Here is a 15,432-nt window from a genome sequence, read left to right as displayed (position 1 = left end):
CGGGATTCACACGATCTGCACGATGCCCCAGGCCAGCCCGATTGCGGCCAGCGCACCGACGAGATTGCCGACGGCGTTGAGTACGGCCAGCGCTACATAGCCGTCCTCCCATAGCCGCACCGTCCCGACGGAAAACGAGGAAAACGTCGTGAACGAGCCACATGCGCCGACACCGACCAGCAGTGCCGCGTCCCCGGTCACACTGGCGAACGTCAGCAGTCCGAGGACGAAGCTCCCGATAACGTTCACCGTGAGCGTCCCGAGCGGGAGCGTCTCTCGCTGGACAGCCCCCGCCAGATAGTGGCGACAGAGTGCCCCGATAGCGCCGCCGGTGCCGACAAGATGCGCGGGCTCGATAGCGACCATCAGCGCTCACCACCGGCGAATAGTCGGACGGCTTCACGACCGACAAGGACACCGGCAAACCCCAGAGCGTAGCTGCCGACGATGTTCGCGACGGCCCACTCGGGCGTTAACACCGTCTCAACCGCGAACGTGCTGTAGGTGGTAAACGACGAGATGAAGCCGGTCGACGCGGCCAGCTTCGTCTCGCTGGCCAACGCACCGACCTGCAGCCCTTCGTACACGAGCACGCCGAGCGCGAAACTGCCGAGGAGGTTGACCAGCAGCGTCCCCTGCAACCCCGGAACAAAGAGGCCGACGAAGTACCGGAGGTTCGAGCCGGCGAACCCCCCCAGCCCCACGAGGACGATGGTTTCGACCGTTACCAGTGGGTGGGTGTCTGCCATCCTCACTCCCCGAGTATCTCCGCTAGCCGCGCTTCACCGAGCGTGTCGACGAGCTGTGCGAGTTCGATAACCCGTTCTTCGCCGAGCGCGTCGACGAGTTCACGGATCTCTGCCGGGTCGAACGTCCGGGCGACGTAGCCGAGGTTCTCCACCATCCGCGTCGTCCGGTCGAGTGTCTCTTCGTCGGGTCGTAGCGTTAGCGGCCGGTTCGTGAACTTGCCGTTTTCGTTGAAGTAGCAGAACCGTAACTCGGCGGTGTCGCTGTCATCCGGATCGACGATCTGCAAGACACCGTACCCACTGTCCCACTCGTCCAGTTCGACCTCGAGCAGCGTTTCGTAACGGGTCATACGACCTGCTTCCGATCACGCCGACTTATAGGTTGGCATCTAACGAGGTCCACAAGCGGTTGAGATTGCTATCCACAATAAAACGCCAGTATCAGAGCGATCTACCCTCTCTCCCTGTCGCCAATCCCTCCGTATCGGAATAATATTGGTACAGGTGTTATTCCGGAATCGGCTGTCAGTCTGTGCGCTGTCTGCCGTGTATCATCACCGTCGAGTCTGGCGTGTCCGCCCGCACTCGGGACGCCAAGTGTGTAATTTGGTTTTCGGCAATGAAATTATTTTTATATCCGCTCCGACTACAGCAGACCAATGCCAGAATCAAAGCAAGGATCTAGTGTCGCCCATTTCGATGTCACCAATATCGGTGGGATCGACGAGACGTCAGTCGAGATTCCACCGGGCGTGACGGTGCTGACGGGAAAGAACGCCACAAACCGGACGTCGTTTCTGCAGTCTATTATGGCGGCAATGGGGAGTACGCAGGCCACGCTGAAAGGCGACGCTGACGAGGGGAGCGTTGCCCTCACGTATGGGGATGAGGTGTGCGAACGGACGCTCACGCGGGCGGGGGACGCTGTCCAGTTCGACGGCGACGGATACCTCGACGACCCCGAGGTCGCTGACTTGTTCGCGTTCCTCCTCGAAACCAACGAGGCGCGCCGGTCCGTGGCTCGGGGCGACGACCTCCGCGAGATCATCATGCGGCCGGTCGACATCGACGCGATCCGTTCGGAGGTCGAACAGCTGGAAGCGGAGAAGGGCGACATCAACGACGAGCTCGCCACGGTTGAATCTCGCCAGCGCGACCTTCCGGACCTCGAACAGCGCCGGACCGAACTCCGCGAGCAGATCGAGGAGAAACGCGAGGAACTGGCCGAGCGGGAAGAAGAGATCGACAACAGCAGCCGAGATATCGAGGAGAGCCGTCAGGAACAGGATGTCCTCGAAGAGAAACTCGACGAACTCCGTTCGACACGGTCGGATCTCGAATCCGTCCGGCGGGACATCGAGGCACAGGAGGAGAGCATCTCCTCGCTGAAACGTGAACGATCTGACCTCGAAGACGAACTGGACGAACTGCCGGAGACGCCGATGGGCGACCAGCAGCACCTCGAAGACGAGATCGCAAGCCTGCGCGACCAGCGCCAGCGGCTGAACAGCGAGATCTCCGACCTCCAGAGCCTCATCCAGTACAACGAGGAACGGCTCGAAGAGGAAGACTACGACGTCATCCAGTCACTCGAAGACGCGCCCGAAGGCTCCGACGGCGCGGTGACGGAGCAACTCCTCGAAGGCGAGGACGAGGAATCCGTCGTCTGCTGGACGTGTGGCTCGACGGTCGACCGCGAGCAGATCGAAGACACCGTCGACCGCCTGCAGGACCTCCGCCGGGGGAAGGTCGAGGACCTCAACGACATCAAGTCGGAACTCGACGATCTCAAGACCGACCAGCGCGAGGCGGAAAAGAAGCAGCGCCGTCGCGAGAACGTCGAGCGGAAGATACAGGAGACCGAAACGGAGATCGAACGCCGCGAAGAGCAGATCACCTCCCTGAAGGAGCGGCGCGAGGAACTGACTGACGACGTCGAGTCGCTGGAAGACGAGGTCGACAACCTCGAATCCGAGGACTTCGACGAGATCCTCTCGCTGCACCGGGAGGCGAACCAGCTCGAGTTCGAGATCGATAGCCTGGAGTCCGACCTCGACGACGTGTCGGCCGAGATCGAGGAGATAGAGGAGATGGTCAAACGGGCCGACGACCTCCGCGAGGAGCGCGATGCCCTCATCGAGGAACTCACCGACAAGCGGACGAAAATCGACCAGATCGAGGCCAACGCCGTCGACGAGTTCAACGAGCACATGGACGCTATCCTCGGCATTCTGGAGTACGAGAACCTCGAACGCATCTGGATCGAACGCGTCGAGCAGACCGTCCGTGAGGGACGTCAGAAGGTCGACCGAACGGTGTTCGAGCTCCACATCGTCCGGACCACCGAGAACGGCGCGGCTTACGAGGACACCATCGAGCACCTCAGCGAGAGCGAGCGCGAAGTGACCGGGCTCATCTTCGCTCTCGCGGGCTATCTGGTGCACGACCTCCACGAGAGCGTTCCGTTCATGCTGCTGGACTCGCTGGAGGCCATCGACTCCGCGCGCATCGCCGAACTCGTCGAGTACTTCGCCGACTACGCCGAGCATCTCGTCGTCGCCCTCCTGCCGGAGGACGCTCAGGCGCTCGACGACGACTTCAACCGCATCACCTCGATCTAACCCCGTAGTCTTTTACTTCCGGTTACCGTACGTGGGAACAACAGATGGCGAATACGACAGACGGCCGGCCGTCGAGCAAAGTCGCTCGGCTCATCGACGAGTACGAACTCGATGGACTCGGTGCGGAGATGGAGGCCCGCTGGACGGGCGACGGTGAAGAGCGCATGAGCCTCCGTGACCTCGCGGAGTTTTTCAACAAGCGCCTCCTCGAACGCGAGCTGGTCGATGCGGGCCTGAGTGCCCTCGAAAGCGACGTGGAATCGACCTACGAGAACCTCACCGGTGACGACATCAGCACGGGCGTTCGGACTGACACGGTCAACCGACTCGAACGCAACGGCGTCGACGTCGATGGTCTCGAAACCGATTTCATCACCTACCAGGCTATCCGGTCGTATCTGAAGGAGTGGCGCGGCGCGGAGTACCAGGGGCTGTCCGACGACGAGAAGATCGAAAAGGATCTCGAGAGCATTCAGCGGCTACTGACCCGAACGCTGTCGGTCACCGACCAGCGCATCGAGAAACTGCGCGACACGGGCCGCATCGACATCGAGGACTTCGAGGTGTTTCTGGACGCGCAGGTGCTGTGCCAGTCATGTGGCAGCCAGTACGCCGTCGCGGAGTTCTTCGAGCAGGGCGGCTGTGAGTGTCAACAGGACTGAGTCGCTCCTCCAGATTCCATCTACTGTTCGGGAGAGCGACAACGATCAGAAAATACTGAAACAACCGACTGAGGTTGTGGAACGCAACAAAATAAAACACCTCACCGATTCGGACGCCCGCAGAAACAGAACTGTCCTGCTGTCCCGGACATCGGCTGGCGCAACCGGCTGCTGGCTCACACAGGGCTGAAGGCGTCGGGGGCCATCGAAACGGACATGGACCCAGCCGAGCTCCGAGCGTCGATTCCGGCACTCGAACGGTGTACGTACTTCAACACGGGGGCAAGCGGGCCGACGCCGCGCCCTGTAGTCGACGCTGCGACGGCGTTTCTCGAACGCCACGCCTTCGATGCACCTGCCGGCGACGGCCCTTACACGGTTGCGTGGGACGCTATCGCGGCGGCCCGCGAAGTCGTCGCCGGGCACATCGGAACTGACGCCGCCAACGTCGCGTTGACTCGCAGTACCGCCGATGGGGTCAACATGATTGCGGGGGCTATCGACTGGCAGCCCGGCGACGTGGTTGTCCGGACCGACCTCGAACACCCCGCCGGAACGCTCCCGTGGGACCGGCTGGCCGACACCCACGATATCGAGGTCCGCGTACTGGAAACCGAGGGTGGTCGGCTCGACATGGCAGACGTGAAAGACGCCGTGGCCGACGCCAGACTGGTGGCGCTGAGTTCGCTCACCTGGACGCACGGGACCAGACTTCCGGTCGCGGATGTCGTCGACGTGGCCCACGACGCCGGCGCGCAGGTACTCGTCGACGCCGTCCAGTCCGTCGGGCAACACCCCGTCGACGTGACCGAATGGGGCGCGGATTTCGTGGCCGCGGCGGGGCACAAGTGGCTGCTTGGTATCTGGGGCGGCGGGTTCCTCTACGTCGACCCGGACGCGTACAGCCGGTTGCGCCAGACTCGCATCGGCTACCGGAGCGTCGAGAATCCCACTGGGGCCGGATATGAATACTACGAGGGTGCGCGCCGGTTCGAGGTCGGCACCACCTCGCCGGTCCCGTACGTTGCGCTCGCGAACGCTATCGAGACGGTCGAGGGGGTTGGATTCGATACGATCCAGCCCCGTGTCGAACGCCTGACTGACCGGCTTAAGGACGGCCTCGACGACCGACTGCTGAGCCCCCGCGACTACGAGTCGGGACTCGTGACGTTCACTGCCGACGACCCCGAGGCGACCGTCGAGCGACTCGCGGCGGAGGGTGTCATTATCAGGTCGCTCTCCCACCCCGAAGCGCTCCGGGCGTCGGTCCACGCGTTCAACACGGCTGACGACATCGACCGCTTGCTCGACGCGCTGTAGTTCTCTCAACGCGTCTCTGCCTGACTGTGGCCCCCACTGGCCCGGACTTTCTTGCCCCGGCCAGCCGTCTCTCCTCGCATGGAGACACGCCCCGTCGTGACGTGCTTCCTGCGCAGCGAGGGCGAGGTGTTGCTGTTGCGCCGGAGCGATGCAGTCGGCTCGTATCAGGGCCAGTGGAGCGGGGTCGCGGGACACGTCGCCGACGACGCTGGCCGGGACCGGGACACGGAGACGGCCGCGCGGGCCGAAATCGACGAGGAGACCGGGCTGGCTGACGCGGTTACGCTCGTCCGTCAGGGCGACCCGTTTCGGGTCGCTGACGACGACCGGGGCGTTCGATGGGTCGTTCATCCGTTCCTGTTCGACTGTGCGGCCCGCACAGTCGCGACTAACGAGGAGACGACCGAGACTGCGTGGGTCCACCCGCCCGAGATACTGGTCCGCGAGACGGTCCCGCGGCTGTGGACCTCCTGGGACCGCGTTCGCCCGCGAGTGGCGACAGTACGCGAGGACCGGACCCACGGCTCGGCGTGGCTGTCGCTCCGGGCGCTGGAGGTGCTGCGCGACGAGGCCGCCCTGGCTGACGCCGGACGGAGCGACGACATTGAGACGGCCGAACGGGACGGCGACGGCTGGGACGCGCTCGCCGCCCTTGCCGCCGAAATACGTGCGGCGCGTCCCTCGATGGTCGTCGTTGCGAACCGTCTCGACCGAGCGATGGCTACCGTCACCGACAAGTCCCCGGCGGCTGTCGAGCGGGCGGCGACCGAAACGCTGAATCACGCGGTGACCGCCGACCGCGTCGCCGCCGCCGTCGCCGCCAAGCACGTCGGTGACCGCCTCGCGACGCTGTCTCGCTCTGGGACAGTCCGTGCAGTGGTCGACGCCGCTGCCCCAGAGGCCGTGCTCGTCGCCGAGTCACGGCCCGGGGGTGAAGGCGTCGGCGTCGCGGAGACGTTCGCCGACAGCGCCGCGGTGACGCTGACTACTGACGCGGCGTTCGGTCACGAACTGGATGCGTGGAACGCCGACACGCTCATCGTCGGGGCCGACCGCGTCCTTCCGGATGGCCGCGTGGTCAACAAAGTTGGTACCCGTCCCGCGGCGCTGTCAGCGGCCGCCGCGGACGTGGACTGCTACGCCGTGTGTGCGACGGACAAGTTCGCGCCGCGCGCTGCGTGGGACAGGGAGGAACGCGACTCCTGGGAGGTGTACGACGGTGACGCCGATATCTCAGTGTCGAATCCTACCTTCGATGTGACACCGGCGTCGGCGGTGACGGTCGTCACCGAGCGCGGCGTGCTCGGGCCGGACGAAATCGAGGAGGTCGCCGACGCCCATCGGGATCGGAGCGAGTGGGCCGAACGCGGGTAAGATTCGAGATGTGCGGGCACTCGCTCACTGCTCGTCCAGTACGACCGGGACGCCGGCCTCGGCCACGTCGGCGGCGAACTCTCTGGAGTCGGCTTCGAGGTTCGAGAAGGTGTTGTAGTGGACCGGCATCACGAGGTCCGGGTCGATAGTCGCCGCGAGGGCGGCGGCCTCGTGGCGGTCCATCGTCGCCCGCGGGCCGATGGGCGGACACAGCAGCGACACCTCAAGGGTCCGATGCCCCGGCAGTACGTCCGAATCACCCGGATAGAACGCCCTGGTCCCCTCGACGGCGACCATGAAGCCACAGCCGAAACCCTCCGGATGATAGGGCGTTCCGTCGGGGAGCGTGTGCGGGCCGTCCGGTTCGTTATACGCCGGCGTCGACCAGATGGGCACATCCTTGACCGTCGTTTGTGATTTCATCCCGACCTCGACCACGTCGTAGGGGAGCGAGGACAGCGGCGGGAGGTCCCGGTCGCCGACGCGCTCGTCGATGCCCTCGTAGGCGACGACTGTCGCGTCCTCGCTTGCGACGCGCTCGATGCCGTCCGGGTCGTAGTGGTGGACGTGGGTCACACACACCACGTCGCCGTCCTCCGGCCGATAGTCGCTGCTGGGCGGATGGCCGATACCGTCCGTGTGGGGCTCCCACTCGCCGGTGAGCACGCCGTACCGGCCGGGGTCGACGTACACCACCGTGTCGTCGCTGGCGAACCGGAGCGTCGCGTACCCCAGCCAGTCGACGGTCAGCCCGTCGTGTCGAACTGTCATTAGGTGTCCGTACACGCTACACCCTGAATAAGGCCGCTACTCGTCGGCGTCATCCCTAGTCAGAAGTTATACCCGGCCACTGTTCGTTTGGCTTCCCGTGCGAAACTTCCACATCACGACGGTCTGGGGGATTCCGATACGAGTCAACGTCTCGCTGTTGATTTTCCTGCCGGTGCTGGCCTGGATTATCGGTAGCGGGGCTCAGATATCGGTGTACGCCGGCATCGTGAGCGCTCTCTCCGGCGTGACGCTCGACCTCACGGTGCTGACCGCGGGCCAGACGCCGTGGCTCATCGGCACCGCCGCGGCGGTGGGTCTGTTCGCCAGCGTCGCACTGCACGAACTGGGCCACGCCTGGGCGGCGATGCGCTACGGGCTCCGGGTAGAGTCGATCACGCTCTGGATTCTCGGCGGCCTCGCCAGCCTCGAATCCATGCCCAAGGAGTGGAACCGGGAACTCGTCATCGCGCTGGCCGGCCCAGCCGTGAGTATTCTGACCGGGCTCGCCTGCTACGCCGCGCTGTTCGCCCTGCCGGCGGGCGCGCAGGTGACACTGTTCGTCGTTGGCTGGCTGGCCGTCACCAATCTCTTCCTCGCCGTGTTCAACATGCTGCCGGCGTTCCCGATGGACGGCGGCCGCGTCCTCCGGGCGCTGCTCGCGCGGAAGCGGCCCTACGCGACGGCGACCCGCATCGCCGCTCGAATCGGGACCGGGTTCGCCGTGCTGTTCGCCGTCGTCGGCGTCCTCTCGTTCAGCCCGCTGCTGTTGCTGCTCGCACTGTTCGTCTACGGTGCTGCGTCGAGTGAATCCCGCACGGTTGCCCTGGCCGCCCTGCTGGAAGGGCTGACCGTCGACGACGTGGCCAGCCCGCTCGACGCGACTATCGAGGCCAGCGCCAGCGTCGAGGACCTCGTCGACCGGATGTTCGCCGACCGGCGGACGGAGTTCGCTGTCACGCGCGGCGGCGACGTGGTCGGCGTCGTCACCGTCGGCGATTTCAGGGAACTCTCGAAGGCCGAACGTGAGGCCGACACCGTCGCCGACCTGATGGAGACCGACCTGCCGCGCTTTGCCTCGGAGACGGCCGCTTTCGACGCGCTCGTCCAACTCGACACCGCCAGAGCCACCGCCGCCTTCGTCGACGGCCCCGAGGGGACCCGTGTGGTCTCCCGCGAGGACTTCTCCAGCGCGATGGAGATGCAGCGGCTCGTCGGGTCGCCGGAACCGTTCTAACACAGCGTTTACTCGCTCGAATATGGTCCCTACCAGTAGAAGGCGCTACCTGAAGCCGGCTGGACAACCTGAGCGAGCCGGGGTTTTCCGATCTGTACGGGGACGACACCAGAACCTGAGACGCCCCCTCCCGACTGCCGGTACATCCAAGAGGGGGCGACGTCCACTACTCGACAATGCAATCCGGGTTCGTCGACCTGTTCGTCGACCTCGTCGGCACCGACCCGCTGATAAACGGCCTCGTCGGCGGGGTCATCATCGCGACGATGAACCTCTTCGGCGCGTCGCTCGTGCTGGTCTGGCGTGACCCCTCGGAGCGGGCGCTGGACACGGCGCTGGGCTTCGCCGCCGGCGTGATGCTGGCCGCCGCGTTCACGAGCCTCATCATCCCCGGTATCGAGGAGTACTCGGCCGGAAATCCGATTCCGACGCTCGTCGGCGTCGCGCTCGGCGCGCTGTTCCTCGACCGGGCGGACGGCCTCGTCCCGCACGCCCACTACCTCCTGACCGGGAGCCGCCGGTCGGACGCGGCCAACCCCAGTCAGGACCTCTCGGTCGACGAGTCGAAACTGACGGGCGTCATCCTGTTCATCCTCGCGATCACGCTGCACAACGTTCCTGAAGGGCTGGCCGTCGGTGTCGGCTTCGGCGCGGCCGCCGGCGACCCGCTCCGGATCGGGGGCGCGATTTCGCTGATGCTCGCCATCGGCATCCAGAACATCCCCGAGGGGCTGGCCGTCTCCGTCGCGGCAATCAACGCGGGTCTGGACCGGCGACTCTACGCCGTCTTCACCGGGATTCGTTCCGGCGTCGTGGAAATCCCGCTCGCGGTGCTCGGCGCTGTCGCCGTCGTGACCGTCGAGCCGCTCCTGCCCTACGCGATGGGGTTTGCGGCGGGCGCGATGCTGTTCGTGATTTCCGACGAGATAATCCCCGAGACGCACCAGCGCGGCTACGAACGCGTCGCGACGCTCGGCCTGATGGCCGGCGTCATCGTCATGCTGTATCTGGATATCGCGCTCGCGGCCTGAGTTCGGGCACTACCCCTCGTAGGGCCAGTTCGGGTCGCGGTCGAGGCCCGTCGGCTCCTCGCAGTCCCCGGCCTCGTCGGGGGAACACGCCCCGTGTTCGCTGAAGTTCTCGCGCGCTTCCGTCAGCGACACATGGTTCGTATCGCTGACGAACTCCGCGTCGCCGAACTGGATTGGGTCGTCGAGCCAGTGACACACCGGACACATCTCGTACGACCCGGGCCGCCCCTCGGGGAGTGTCTGGTAGCCACAGCACGGGCAGTAGCCCAGCTCCCGTGCGGCTGGATTACCGGGCGTCTCGGTTGACATATCTCGTGGTATGTGTTTTCACACCATAGAATTACCGAACCGTCGTAACGACTGAATGTAACTGAGAGTGACAGACTACTCCGACTGTGCGTCTTCGACCTTCCCTGCGTATTCCTCCAGTTCGGTTGCCAGTTCGCGGGCCTGGGCCGCCGACAGCGTCACCGAGTCCGCATGTGGTTTCACCGCGTCGAGGTCGGTGTTGTCCATCTCTAACTGGAGTTCGACGTGGTCCGGGTTCTTCCGCGGCGCGGTCACGTTCAGCACGGCCAGGGCCTCCTCCTCGAAGCCGTGGCCCTCTACCTCACCGTCGAGCAGGTCGAAGGTCGTGTACGCGTTGACCTTCATGATACGGTCGACCATACCCCGTATTTGCAGGCCCGAGACTTAACGCCCGTTACTCGGCCGCGGTCACGCCCTCATAGCCGACCCGTTCGGCGTCCGCAGCCGCGCGGTCGATGGCCCCGTCGAGGTCGAACTCCCTGACGACTTCCCCGTCACGAATCAGTGGTTCCAGTAGCGACTCGGCGTCCGCTGGCCCGTCGCGGTCGGCCAGACCGATGTGGTGGCCGCCGTCGGCGGTGCGGTACACGGACTTTCTGCCCGTGAGCTTCCCCCGCTTGGCCGCCGGCTCGCCGTCCAGTTCGACGATGTCCAGCGCGAAGTCCAGCGGATCGGCGTTGGCGACGTAGCTCCCGACGCCGAAGCCGTCGGCCACGTCCCGAAGCTCTCGCATGGTTGCCGGAGTGATACCGCCCGAGAGGAACAGGTTCACGTCCTCGTGGCCGTAGGCGTCCAGCGTCCAGCGCACCTCTCGGACGATGTGGCGGAAGTCCCCGCGGCGCGACCCGGTGGTATCCAGTCGGACGCCCGCGAGGTCGTCGACGGCTTCCGCTGCGCGGAGGGCTTCGTCGGTCTCGTCGCTGTAGGTGTCCGTCAGCGCGATGCGTGGCGTCTCTTCAGGAACAGCGGCGTCGAACGCTTGCCACGCGTCCTCCTGATTCCCGCGGCCGAAGCAAATCATCAGCGCGTGGGGCATCGTCCCGCCAGCGTCCCGGCCGATGATTTCTCCCGCGGCGACGTTCGAGATGCCGTCGAGGCCGCCCAGCAGCGCCGACCGCTCGACCATCGCGCCTATCGATGGGTGGACGTGCCGCGAGCCAAAGGAGAGAACCGTCGACTCCGGTGCGGCGTACCGGGCTTCTAGCGCCCGCGTCGCGACGCCAGTCGGATGCGAGAGAAAGCCAAGCAGCGCCGTCTCCAGGCGACAGAACTCCCGGTACGGCCCCTCGATTCGCATCACCGGGCCGCCGTCGAACAGTTGGCCCTCGGGGAGCGCGTCCACGTCGACGGGTCGCCCCTCCAGCAACGCGGCGGCGTCTTTCAGCCCCGCCAATAGCTTCCACTGCCCCGTCGCGAACTGGTTCGCCGTCACCTCGGTGACCACGTCCGGGTTCTTTCCCGCGTGTTCCAGCGCCTCCATCGTCCGGTCGAAGTAGGCGTCGGTCGCCCGCCCCTCGCGAATCGCCTCTGGCGAGACGACGTCGAACTCCTCGGTCATTGGGTGGTCTAGGACCGGGGGCCTGAAAAAGCGGTCCGATTGGCGGTCGCGAGATGCCGTTTTCAGCACGTCGCGGTCTTCCGAGGATTCGCACTCGTAACGCTTTCTGCGGTACCGCAGGTATCCACCGGGCGTGCTCAGTCCTCGCCGCTCCGTCGCCCTCCTGTTAGCGCTCGCGCTGCTTGCGACCGGGACCATCCTCGGCGGTTCTCAGTACCGGACCGCGACTGGCTATGCCACGACGACAGGCACGGTCGAGGCTAGCGAGATGGACACGTACACCGAGATCGGACGACCGACGCTGGGTGGCAATCAGCACTACCGGCCGAACGTGACCTACACCTATCGCGTCGACGGCCAGGCCTACACGGGTCGCGACATCGCTTTCGGGTCCGACATCGACACGAACCGGCGGGACCGCGCCGTGCAGGTGCTGTCGAACTACGATACGGGGGCGTCGGTACCCGTCTACTACAACCCGGACAGTCCCGGTGACGCCTACCTCGTTCAGCGCTTTGACTTCTTTCCCGCTGGCGTCCTGATCGCGTTCGGCCTCCTGCTGCTCGGCGACACATTGACGCCGCGAACGCGGTGGCTACGGTTCGTCCTCTCACGGATTCCGCTGAACCGGGACGAGCGCGACCCGTTTTCACAGTCCGATACCGGTGGTGACGTTCCGGACGACCCCACGCGGATTCTCGACCGAGACACCGCGGACGGCGGGAGCAAGGACGCCACGGGGGACACAGACGCACCAACCAGCGGCCGCTGGGCCGTCGCCCTCTGGGCCGTCTGTGGCCTCGCTTCGCTCGGGACGGTCGCCGTCTATCTCGCTGTCTCGCGGCCACCGTACGACCTGACTGCGTACGCGACAGCTCTCGTCACCGTCATCGGATTCGGCCGCTTCGCGTACCGTCGCACGCTCGGTTAGCCGGCGCTCGCCCGCTGACGCGCCGCATTCAGCCTGCTGGCTGGTGAATCTCGTCGAGGTCGCTCACCGTCGGCCCGTTGACGATGCGGACGGTCTTGCTGGACCGGACGACGCGGAAGGCGTCGTTAAACTGGTCGTCCGCCGGGACGACGTAGACGTTGCTTCGGGGCTGGCTGGCGTCGTGTTCCTCGGTCAGCGCCGCTCGATACGCCTGTGCGAACTCGCTGGCGTCCTCCTCGGTGTCCCAGCGGGTCTCCCAGACGTAGCCGTAGCCGCCGGAGCCGTTGCGATACGGTACGACGAGGTCGCCGCCCCAGCCCGCCGATATCTCGCTCTCGTAGCTGTAGCGGTCGCCCTCCGTCTGGCCGTTGTGGTACATCATCGCGTAGATCGAGGTCTCCCCGACCGTGTCGCCGACCGGGTCGTGGTCGAAGCGGCTCCACTCCTCGTTCGAGCGGTCCGCGACGCTGACGTTCACGGGCTTCTCGTCGGGATATTTCTCCGGGTGGAGCACCTGCTCGGTGCTATCGGGGAAGTCGTCGTGAAGGGCGTCGACGGCGTCCCAGCCGCCGTCAGAGCGCACCTGGTCGACGAACCGCGGCCCGGTGACGTAGGGCTGGTAGAGGACGGTGAACAGCCCCTCGTTGTAGCTCGGTTCCTGGCTGGCGTCGTCTCCGTCGCTGCTTCCGCCGTCGTCACTGGCCCGGTCCGGGAGGGCGATACAGCCCCAGCCGTCACCACAGCGGCGCTCGTAGAGGATGCGGACGTAGTTGGCCTCGCCCTCGGTGACGCCTTGCCGAGACAGTTGCGTGTCCTGTGTCTTCGCGGAGCCGTTCAGCCCGAAGTGCTGGTCCTGCAGGGCGTGAACGAGTTCGTGTGAGAGCGTCCGCCGGTCGACCTGTGGCGTCTCCGTCGGGCTGACGATGACGATTTCGTCCTGACTCGGGGAGTAGTAGCCCTGAACCGTCGTCGAGAGCGTGTCGTCGATTTCGTCGCTGCTGCCGGAGTCCTCGCCGATGAGCAGGAGCGCTTCCCACACCTGGTCGTTCCAGGGGTCCTGTGGACGACTGCTGCCGCCGCCCTCGTTGCCCCCAGACCGGTTCTGGTACTCCGACCGGGAGATGACCGAAACCGGAACCGGCTCTTTGAACTCCAGGTCGCGGACCTGCTCGACGCGGGCCATCGTCCGGGCGACGACGGCCTCCCGTTCTGTCTCGTTCAAGCCGTCGTCAGTCGTCACCGACACCGAGTCGTCGTACCAGTAGCCGTTCTCGTAGCCGATAGCGTCTCCCCCGTTCGGTGTCTCGGGGTGGTCGCTGCCGCCGAAGGACGGGACTGTACAGCCCGCCAGGACGACCGCCAGCACAATGAGCAGTTCCTTACGCATCGTGGACCTCGTCGAGTTCGTCGGCCGTCGGCGCGTTCACGACGGTGACCGTCTCCCCGTCGACTCTGACGGCGACAGCGTCGGTGTAGGGACTGTCTTCCTCGATGAGCCAGTGGCCCTCCGCGGTTCTGGTGCCGCCCCAGTGGGCGATGACCTCCTCCCAGGCGTCGGCGAATTCGCGAGCGTCGGCCTCGCTGTCCCAGGTCGTTTTCCAGACGTAGGCCGTCTCGTCCCCGTTGTCGTAGACGTGCATCCGGCCGCCCGCCCAGCCGTCGGTCGCGGGCAGGTCGTAGTTGTACGGGTCGTCGCTGTCCAGCGACCCGTCCTCGTAGTTGATGACGTCACGCGTCCGGACGACGCTCGACTCGTTGTAGTCGTCGGCGATAGTGTACGCCATCGACCCGGCGATGGCAGAGGGGCCGACGACGGCGTAATCGGGGCGGTCCCGGTCGGTCGAGGGCCTGACCCGCTCCCAGTCGTCGCTGGACCGGTCCGCAAGCGAAACTGACTCGGGTTCCCATTCGGGGTAGCGCTCGGAGTAGGTCACTTCGGCGGCCCCGTCGGGATAGTCGTCGTAGGCGTCGTTGACAGCACTCCAGCCGCCGCGGTCTCGGAGATCTCCGATCAGGCCGGGACCGTCGCTATAGGGGAAATACTGCATGAAGTTGATGCCGAAGTGGCGGTCGCCGCCGCCACCGCCGCTCTGGGCGGGCCTGTCGATACAGCGCCACGCCTCCCCACAGCGGTCGGTGTAGGTCTGGGTGACGGCGACGGCGTCGCCTTCGACCATTCCGTTTCGACCCTGCACCTGATCCCGCGTCCGCGCGTCACTTTCGAGACCGAAGTGCTGGTCCTGCAGGGCGTGGACGAGTTCGTGGGCCAGCGTCCCCCGGCTTATCGTCGGCGTCTCGGAATCGCTGACGATGACGATTTCACCGCGCTGGCTGCTGTAGTAGCCAAGCACGCTCTCCCCGCGGTTGCTGTTCTGGACGGCGATGGAGTCGCGGTCCTCGCCGATGAAAAACAGCGCCTCGAACTTCGCGTTGTCGAACCGACGCAGCGAATCGCCGGTTTCGCCGCCGCCCGTGTTGTTTCGATACTCGGCTCGCGAGACGACGGAGACCGGCACTGTCTCCTCGAACTCCAGCCCGCGAATCCGCTCGACGCGGGCCATCGTCCGGGCGACGACGGCTTCCCGCTCTGTCTCGTTCAGTCCGTCCTCGGTTGTTACCGACAGCGATTCGTTGTACCAGTAGCCGTTCTCGTAGCCCAGCCGGTCCGTCGCAGGCGCTGGCGGGGCGGAGTCGTTGCTCCCGTAGTCGGTCGCGGGCTCGCTAGCAGTCAGGTCGTCGCCACCGGTTTCCATCTCGGGCGACGCACTGGGTGCCTGACAGCCTGCCAGTAACAGCACAACGGCACAGAGAACGACGAGGGCGAAAGGGCGACGCATCTACCTTTAGAGTGGGTTACCACAGTGAAAAGTCA

16 protein-coding genes are annotated in these 15,432 nt (G+C 65.5%); 7 read left to right on the top strand and 9 right to left on the bottom strand.

Going from position 1 to position 15,432, the window contains the following annotated elements; genetic code table 11:
• Positions 1-6: 6 nt before the first annotated feature.
• From crcB to VI234_RS04305, 3 genes are read right to left on the bottom strand one after another with little or no spacing between them, the layout of a single operon-like run.
• Positions 7-366 (bottom strand): fluoride efflux transporter CrcB, encoded by a 360-nt coding sequence (gene crcB, locus VI234_RS04315; RefSeq protein WP_008307755.1) that lies wholly within the window; start codon positions 364-366, stop codon positions 7-9.
• Positions 366-749, bottom strand: coding sequence for a fluoride efflux transporter FluC (locus VI234_RS04310; RefSeq protein WP_336329340.1), 384 nt, complete (start codon positions 747-749; stop codon positions 366-368). Before VI234_RS04310 ends, crcB begins: the two co-directional genes overlap by 1 nt.
• 2 nt (positions 750-751) lie before the next feature.
• A complete protein-coding gene (locus tag VI234_RS04305) occupies positions 752-1,099 on the bottom strand; it encodes a hypothetical protein (RefSeq protein WP_008307758.1) in 348 nt (115 codons plus the stop codon).
• A 309-nt stretch (positions 1,100-1,408) separates the two neighbouring features.
• On the opposite strand from VI234_RS04305, the gene VI234_RS04300 reads away from it, so the two are divergent.
• The 4 genes from VI234_RS04300 to VI234_RS04285 all read left to right on the top strand — a co-directional run bounded on the left by VI234_RS04300 (position 1,409) and on the right by VI234_RS04285 (position 6,726).
• Positions 1,409-3,370: an archaea-specific SMC-related protein gene (locus tag VI234_RS04300; protein ID WP_336329339.1), complete on the top strand. Its 1,962-nt coding sequence runs from the start codon at positions 1,409-1,411 to the stop codon at positions 3,368-3,370.
• A 44-nt stretch (positions 3,371-3,414) separates the two neighbouring features.
• Positions 3,415-4,032 (top strand): rod-determining factor RdfA, encoded by a 618-nt coding sequence (gene rdfA, locus VI234_RS04295; protein ID WP_008307760.1) that lies wholly within the window; start codon positions 3,415-3,417, stop codon positions 4,030-4,032.
• A 216-nt stretch (positions 4,033-4,248) separates the two neighbouring features.
• Positions 4,249-5,352, top strand: a complete 1,104-nt coding sequence (locus tag VI234_RS04290) for an aminotransferase class V-fold PLP-dependent enzyme (RefSeq protein ID WP_336329338.1) — start codon at positions 4,249-4,251, stop codon at positions 5,350-5,352.
• A gap of 78 nt (positions 5,353-5,430) precedes the next feature.
• On the top strand, positions 5,431-6,726 hold the full coding sequence (locus tag VI234_RS04285; RefSeq protein WP_336329337.1) for an NUDIX domain-containing protein: 1,296 nt from the start codon (positions 5,431-5,433) through the stop codon (positions 6,724-6,726).
• Between the two features lie 24 nt (positions 6,727-6,750).
• Here the strand turns inward: VI234_RS04285 and VI234_RS04280 are convergent, their stop codons facing one another.
• Positions 6,751-7,497: an MBL fold metallo-hydrolase gene (locus tag VI234_RS04280; RefSeq protein WP_008307764.1), complete on the bottom strand. Its 747-nt coding sequence runs from the start codon at positions 7,495-7,497 to the stop codon at positions 6,751-6,753.
• A gap of 97 nt (positions 7,498-7,594) precedes the next feature.
• Here VI234_RS04280 and VI234_RS04275 point away from each other — a divergent pair, with 97 nt between their 5' ends.
• Together VI234_RS04275 and VI234_RS04270 are read left to right on the top strand one after the other, a co-directional pair.
• Positions 7,595-8,731, top strand: a complete 1,137-nt coding sequence (locus VI234_RS04275) for a site-2 protease family protein (RefSeq protein ID WP_008307766.1) — start codon at positions 7,595-7,597, stop codon at positions 8,729-8,731.
• 176 nt (positions 8,732-8,907) lie between these two features.
• Positions 8,908-9,762 (top strand): ZIP family metal transporter, encoded by an 855-nt coding sequence (locus VI234_RS04270; RefSeq protein ID WP_008307768.1) that lies wholly within the window; start codon positions 8,908-8,910, stop codon positions 9,760-9,762.
• A gap of 9 nt (positions 9,763-9,771) precedes the next feature.
• Here VI234_RS04270 and VI234_RS04265 read toward each other — a convergent pair whose 3' ends face one another.
• The 3 genes from VI234_RS04265 to VI234_RS04255 all read right to left on the bottom strand — a co-directional run bounded on the left by VI234_RS04265 (position 9,772) and on the right by VI234_RS04255 (position 11,629).
• Positions 9,772-10,071, bottom strand: a complete 300-nt coding sequence (locus VI234_RS04265) for a CPCC family cysteine-rich protein (RefSeq protein ID WP_008307770.1) — start codon at positions 10,069-10,071, stop codon at positions 9,772-9,774.
• Between the two features lie 75 nt (positions 10,072-10,146).
• A complete protein-coding gene (locus VI234_RS04260; protein ID WP_008307772.1) occupies positions 10,147-10,431 on the bottom strand; it encodes a DUF6360 family protein in 285 nt (94 codons plus the stop codon).
• 34 nt (positions 10,432-10,465) lie between these two features.
• Positions 10,466-11,629 (bottom strand): nicotinate phosphoribosyltransferase, encoded by a 1,164-nt coding sequence (locus VI234_RS04255; protein WP_008307774.1) that lies wholly within the window; start codon positions 11,627-11,629, stop codon positions 10,466-10,468.
• Positions 11,630-11,762: 133 nt separating this feature from the next.
• On the opposite strand from VI234_RS04255, the gene VI234_RS04250 reads away from it, so the two are divergent.
• Positions 11,763-12,560, top strand: a complete 798-nt coding sequence (locus tag VI234_RS04250; protein ID WP_336329336.1) for a DUF3592 domain-containing protein — start codon at positions 11,763-11,765, stop codon at positions 12,558-12,560.
• A 28-nt stretch (positions 12,561-12,588) separates the two neighbouring features.
• On the opposite strand, the gene VI234_RS04245 is transcribed toward VI234_RS04250, so the two are convergent.
• Together VI234_RS04245 and VI234_RS04240 are read right to left on the bottom strand one after the other, a co-directional pair.
• Entirely contained in the window at positions 12,589-13,947 is a 1,359-nt protein-coding gene (locus VI234_RS04245) for an Hvo_1808 family surface protein (protein WP_336329335.1), read from the bottom strand.
• Positions 13,940-15,397: an Hvo_1808 family surface protein gene (locus tag VI234_RS04240; protein ID WP_336329334.1), complete on the bottom strand. Its 1,458-nt coding sequence runs from the start codon at positions 15,395-15,397 to the stop codon at positions 13,940-13,942. Before VI234_RS04240 ends, VI234_RS04245 begins: the two co-directional genes overlap by 8 nt.
• Positions 15,398-15,432 lie beyond the last annotated feature (35 nt).

Source organism: Haloarcula sp. CGMCC 1.2071, assembly GCF_037078445.1.
In the GTDB taxonomy this organism is placed as follows: Archaea; Halobacteriota; Halobacteria; order Halobacteriales; family Haloarculaceae; genus Haloarcula; species Haloarcula amylolytica.
The sequence above is the reverse complement of the archived record's forward strand: the minus strand, read 5'-3'. Positions and strand labels throughout refer to the sequence as shown.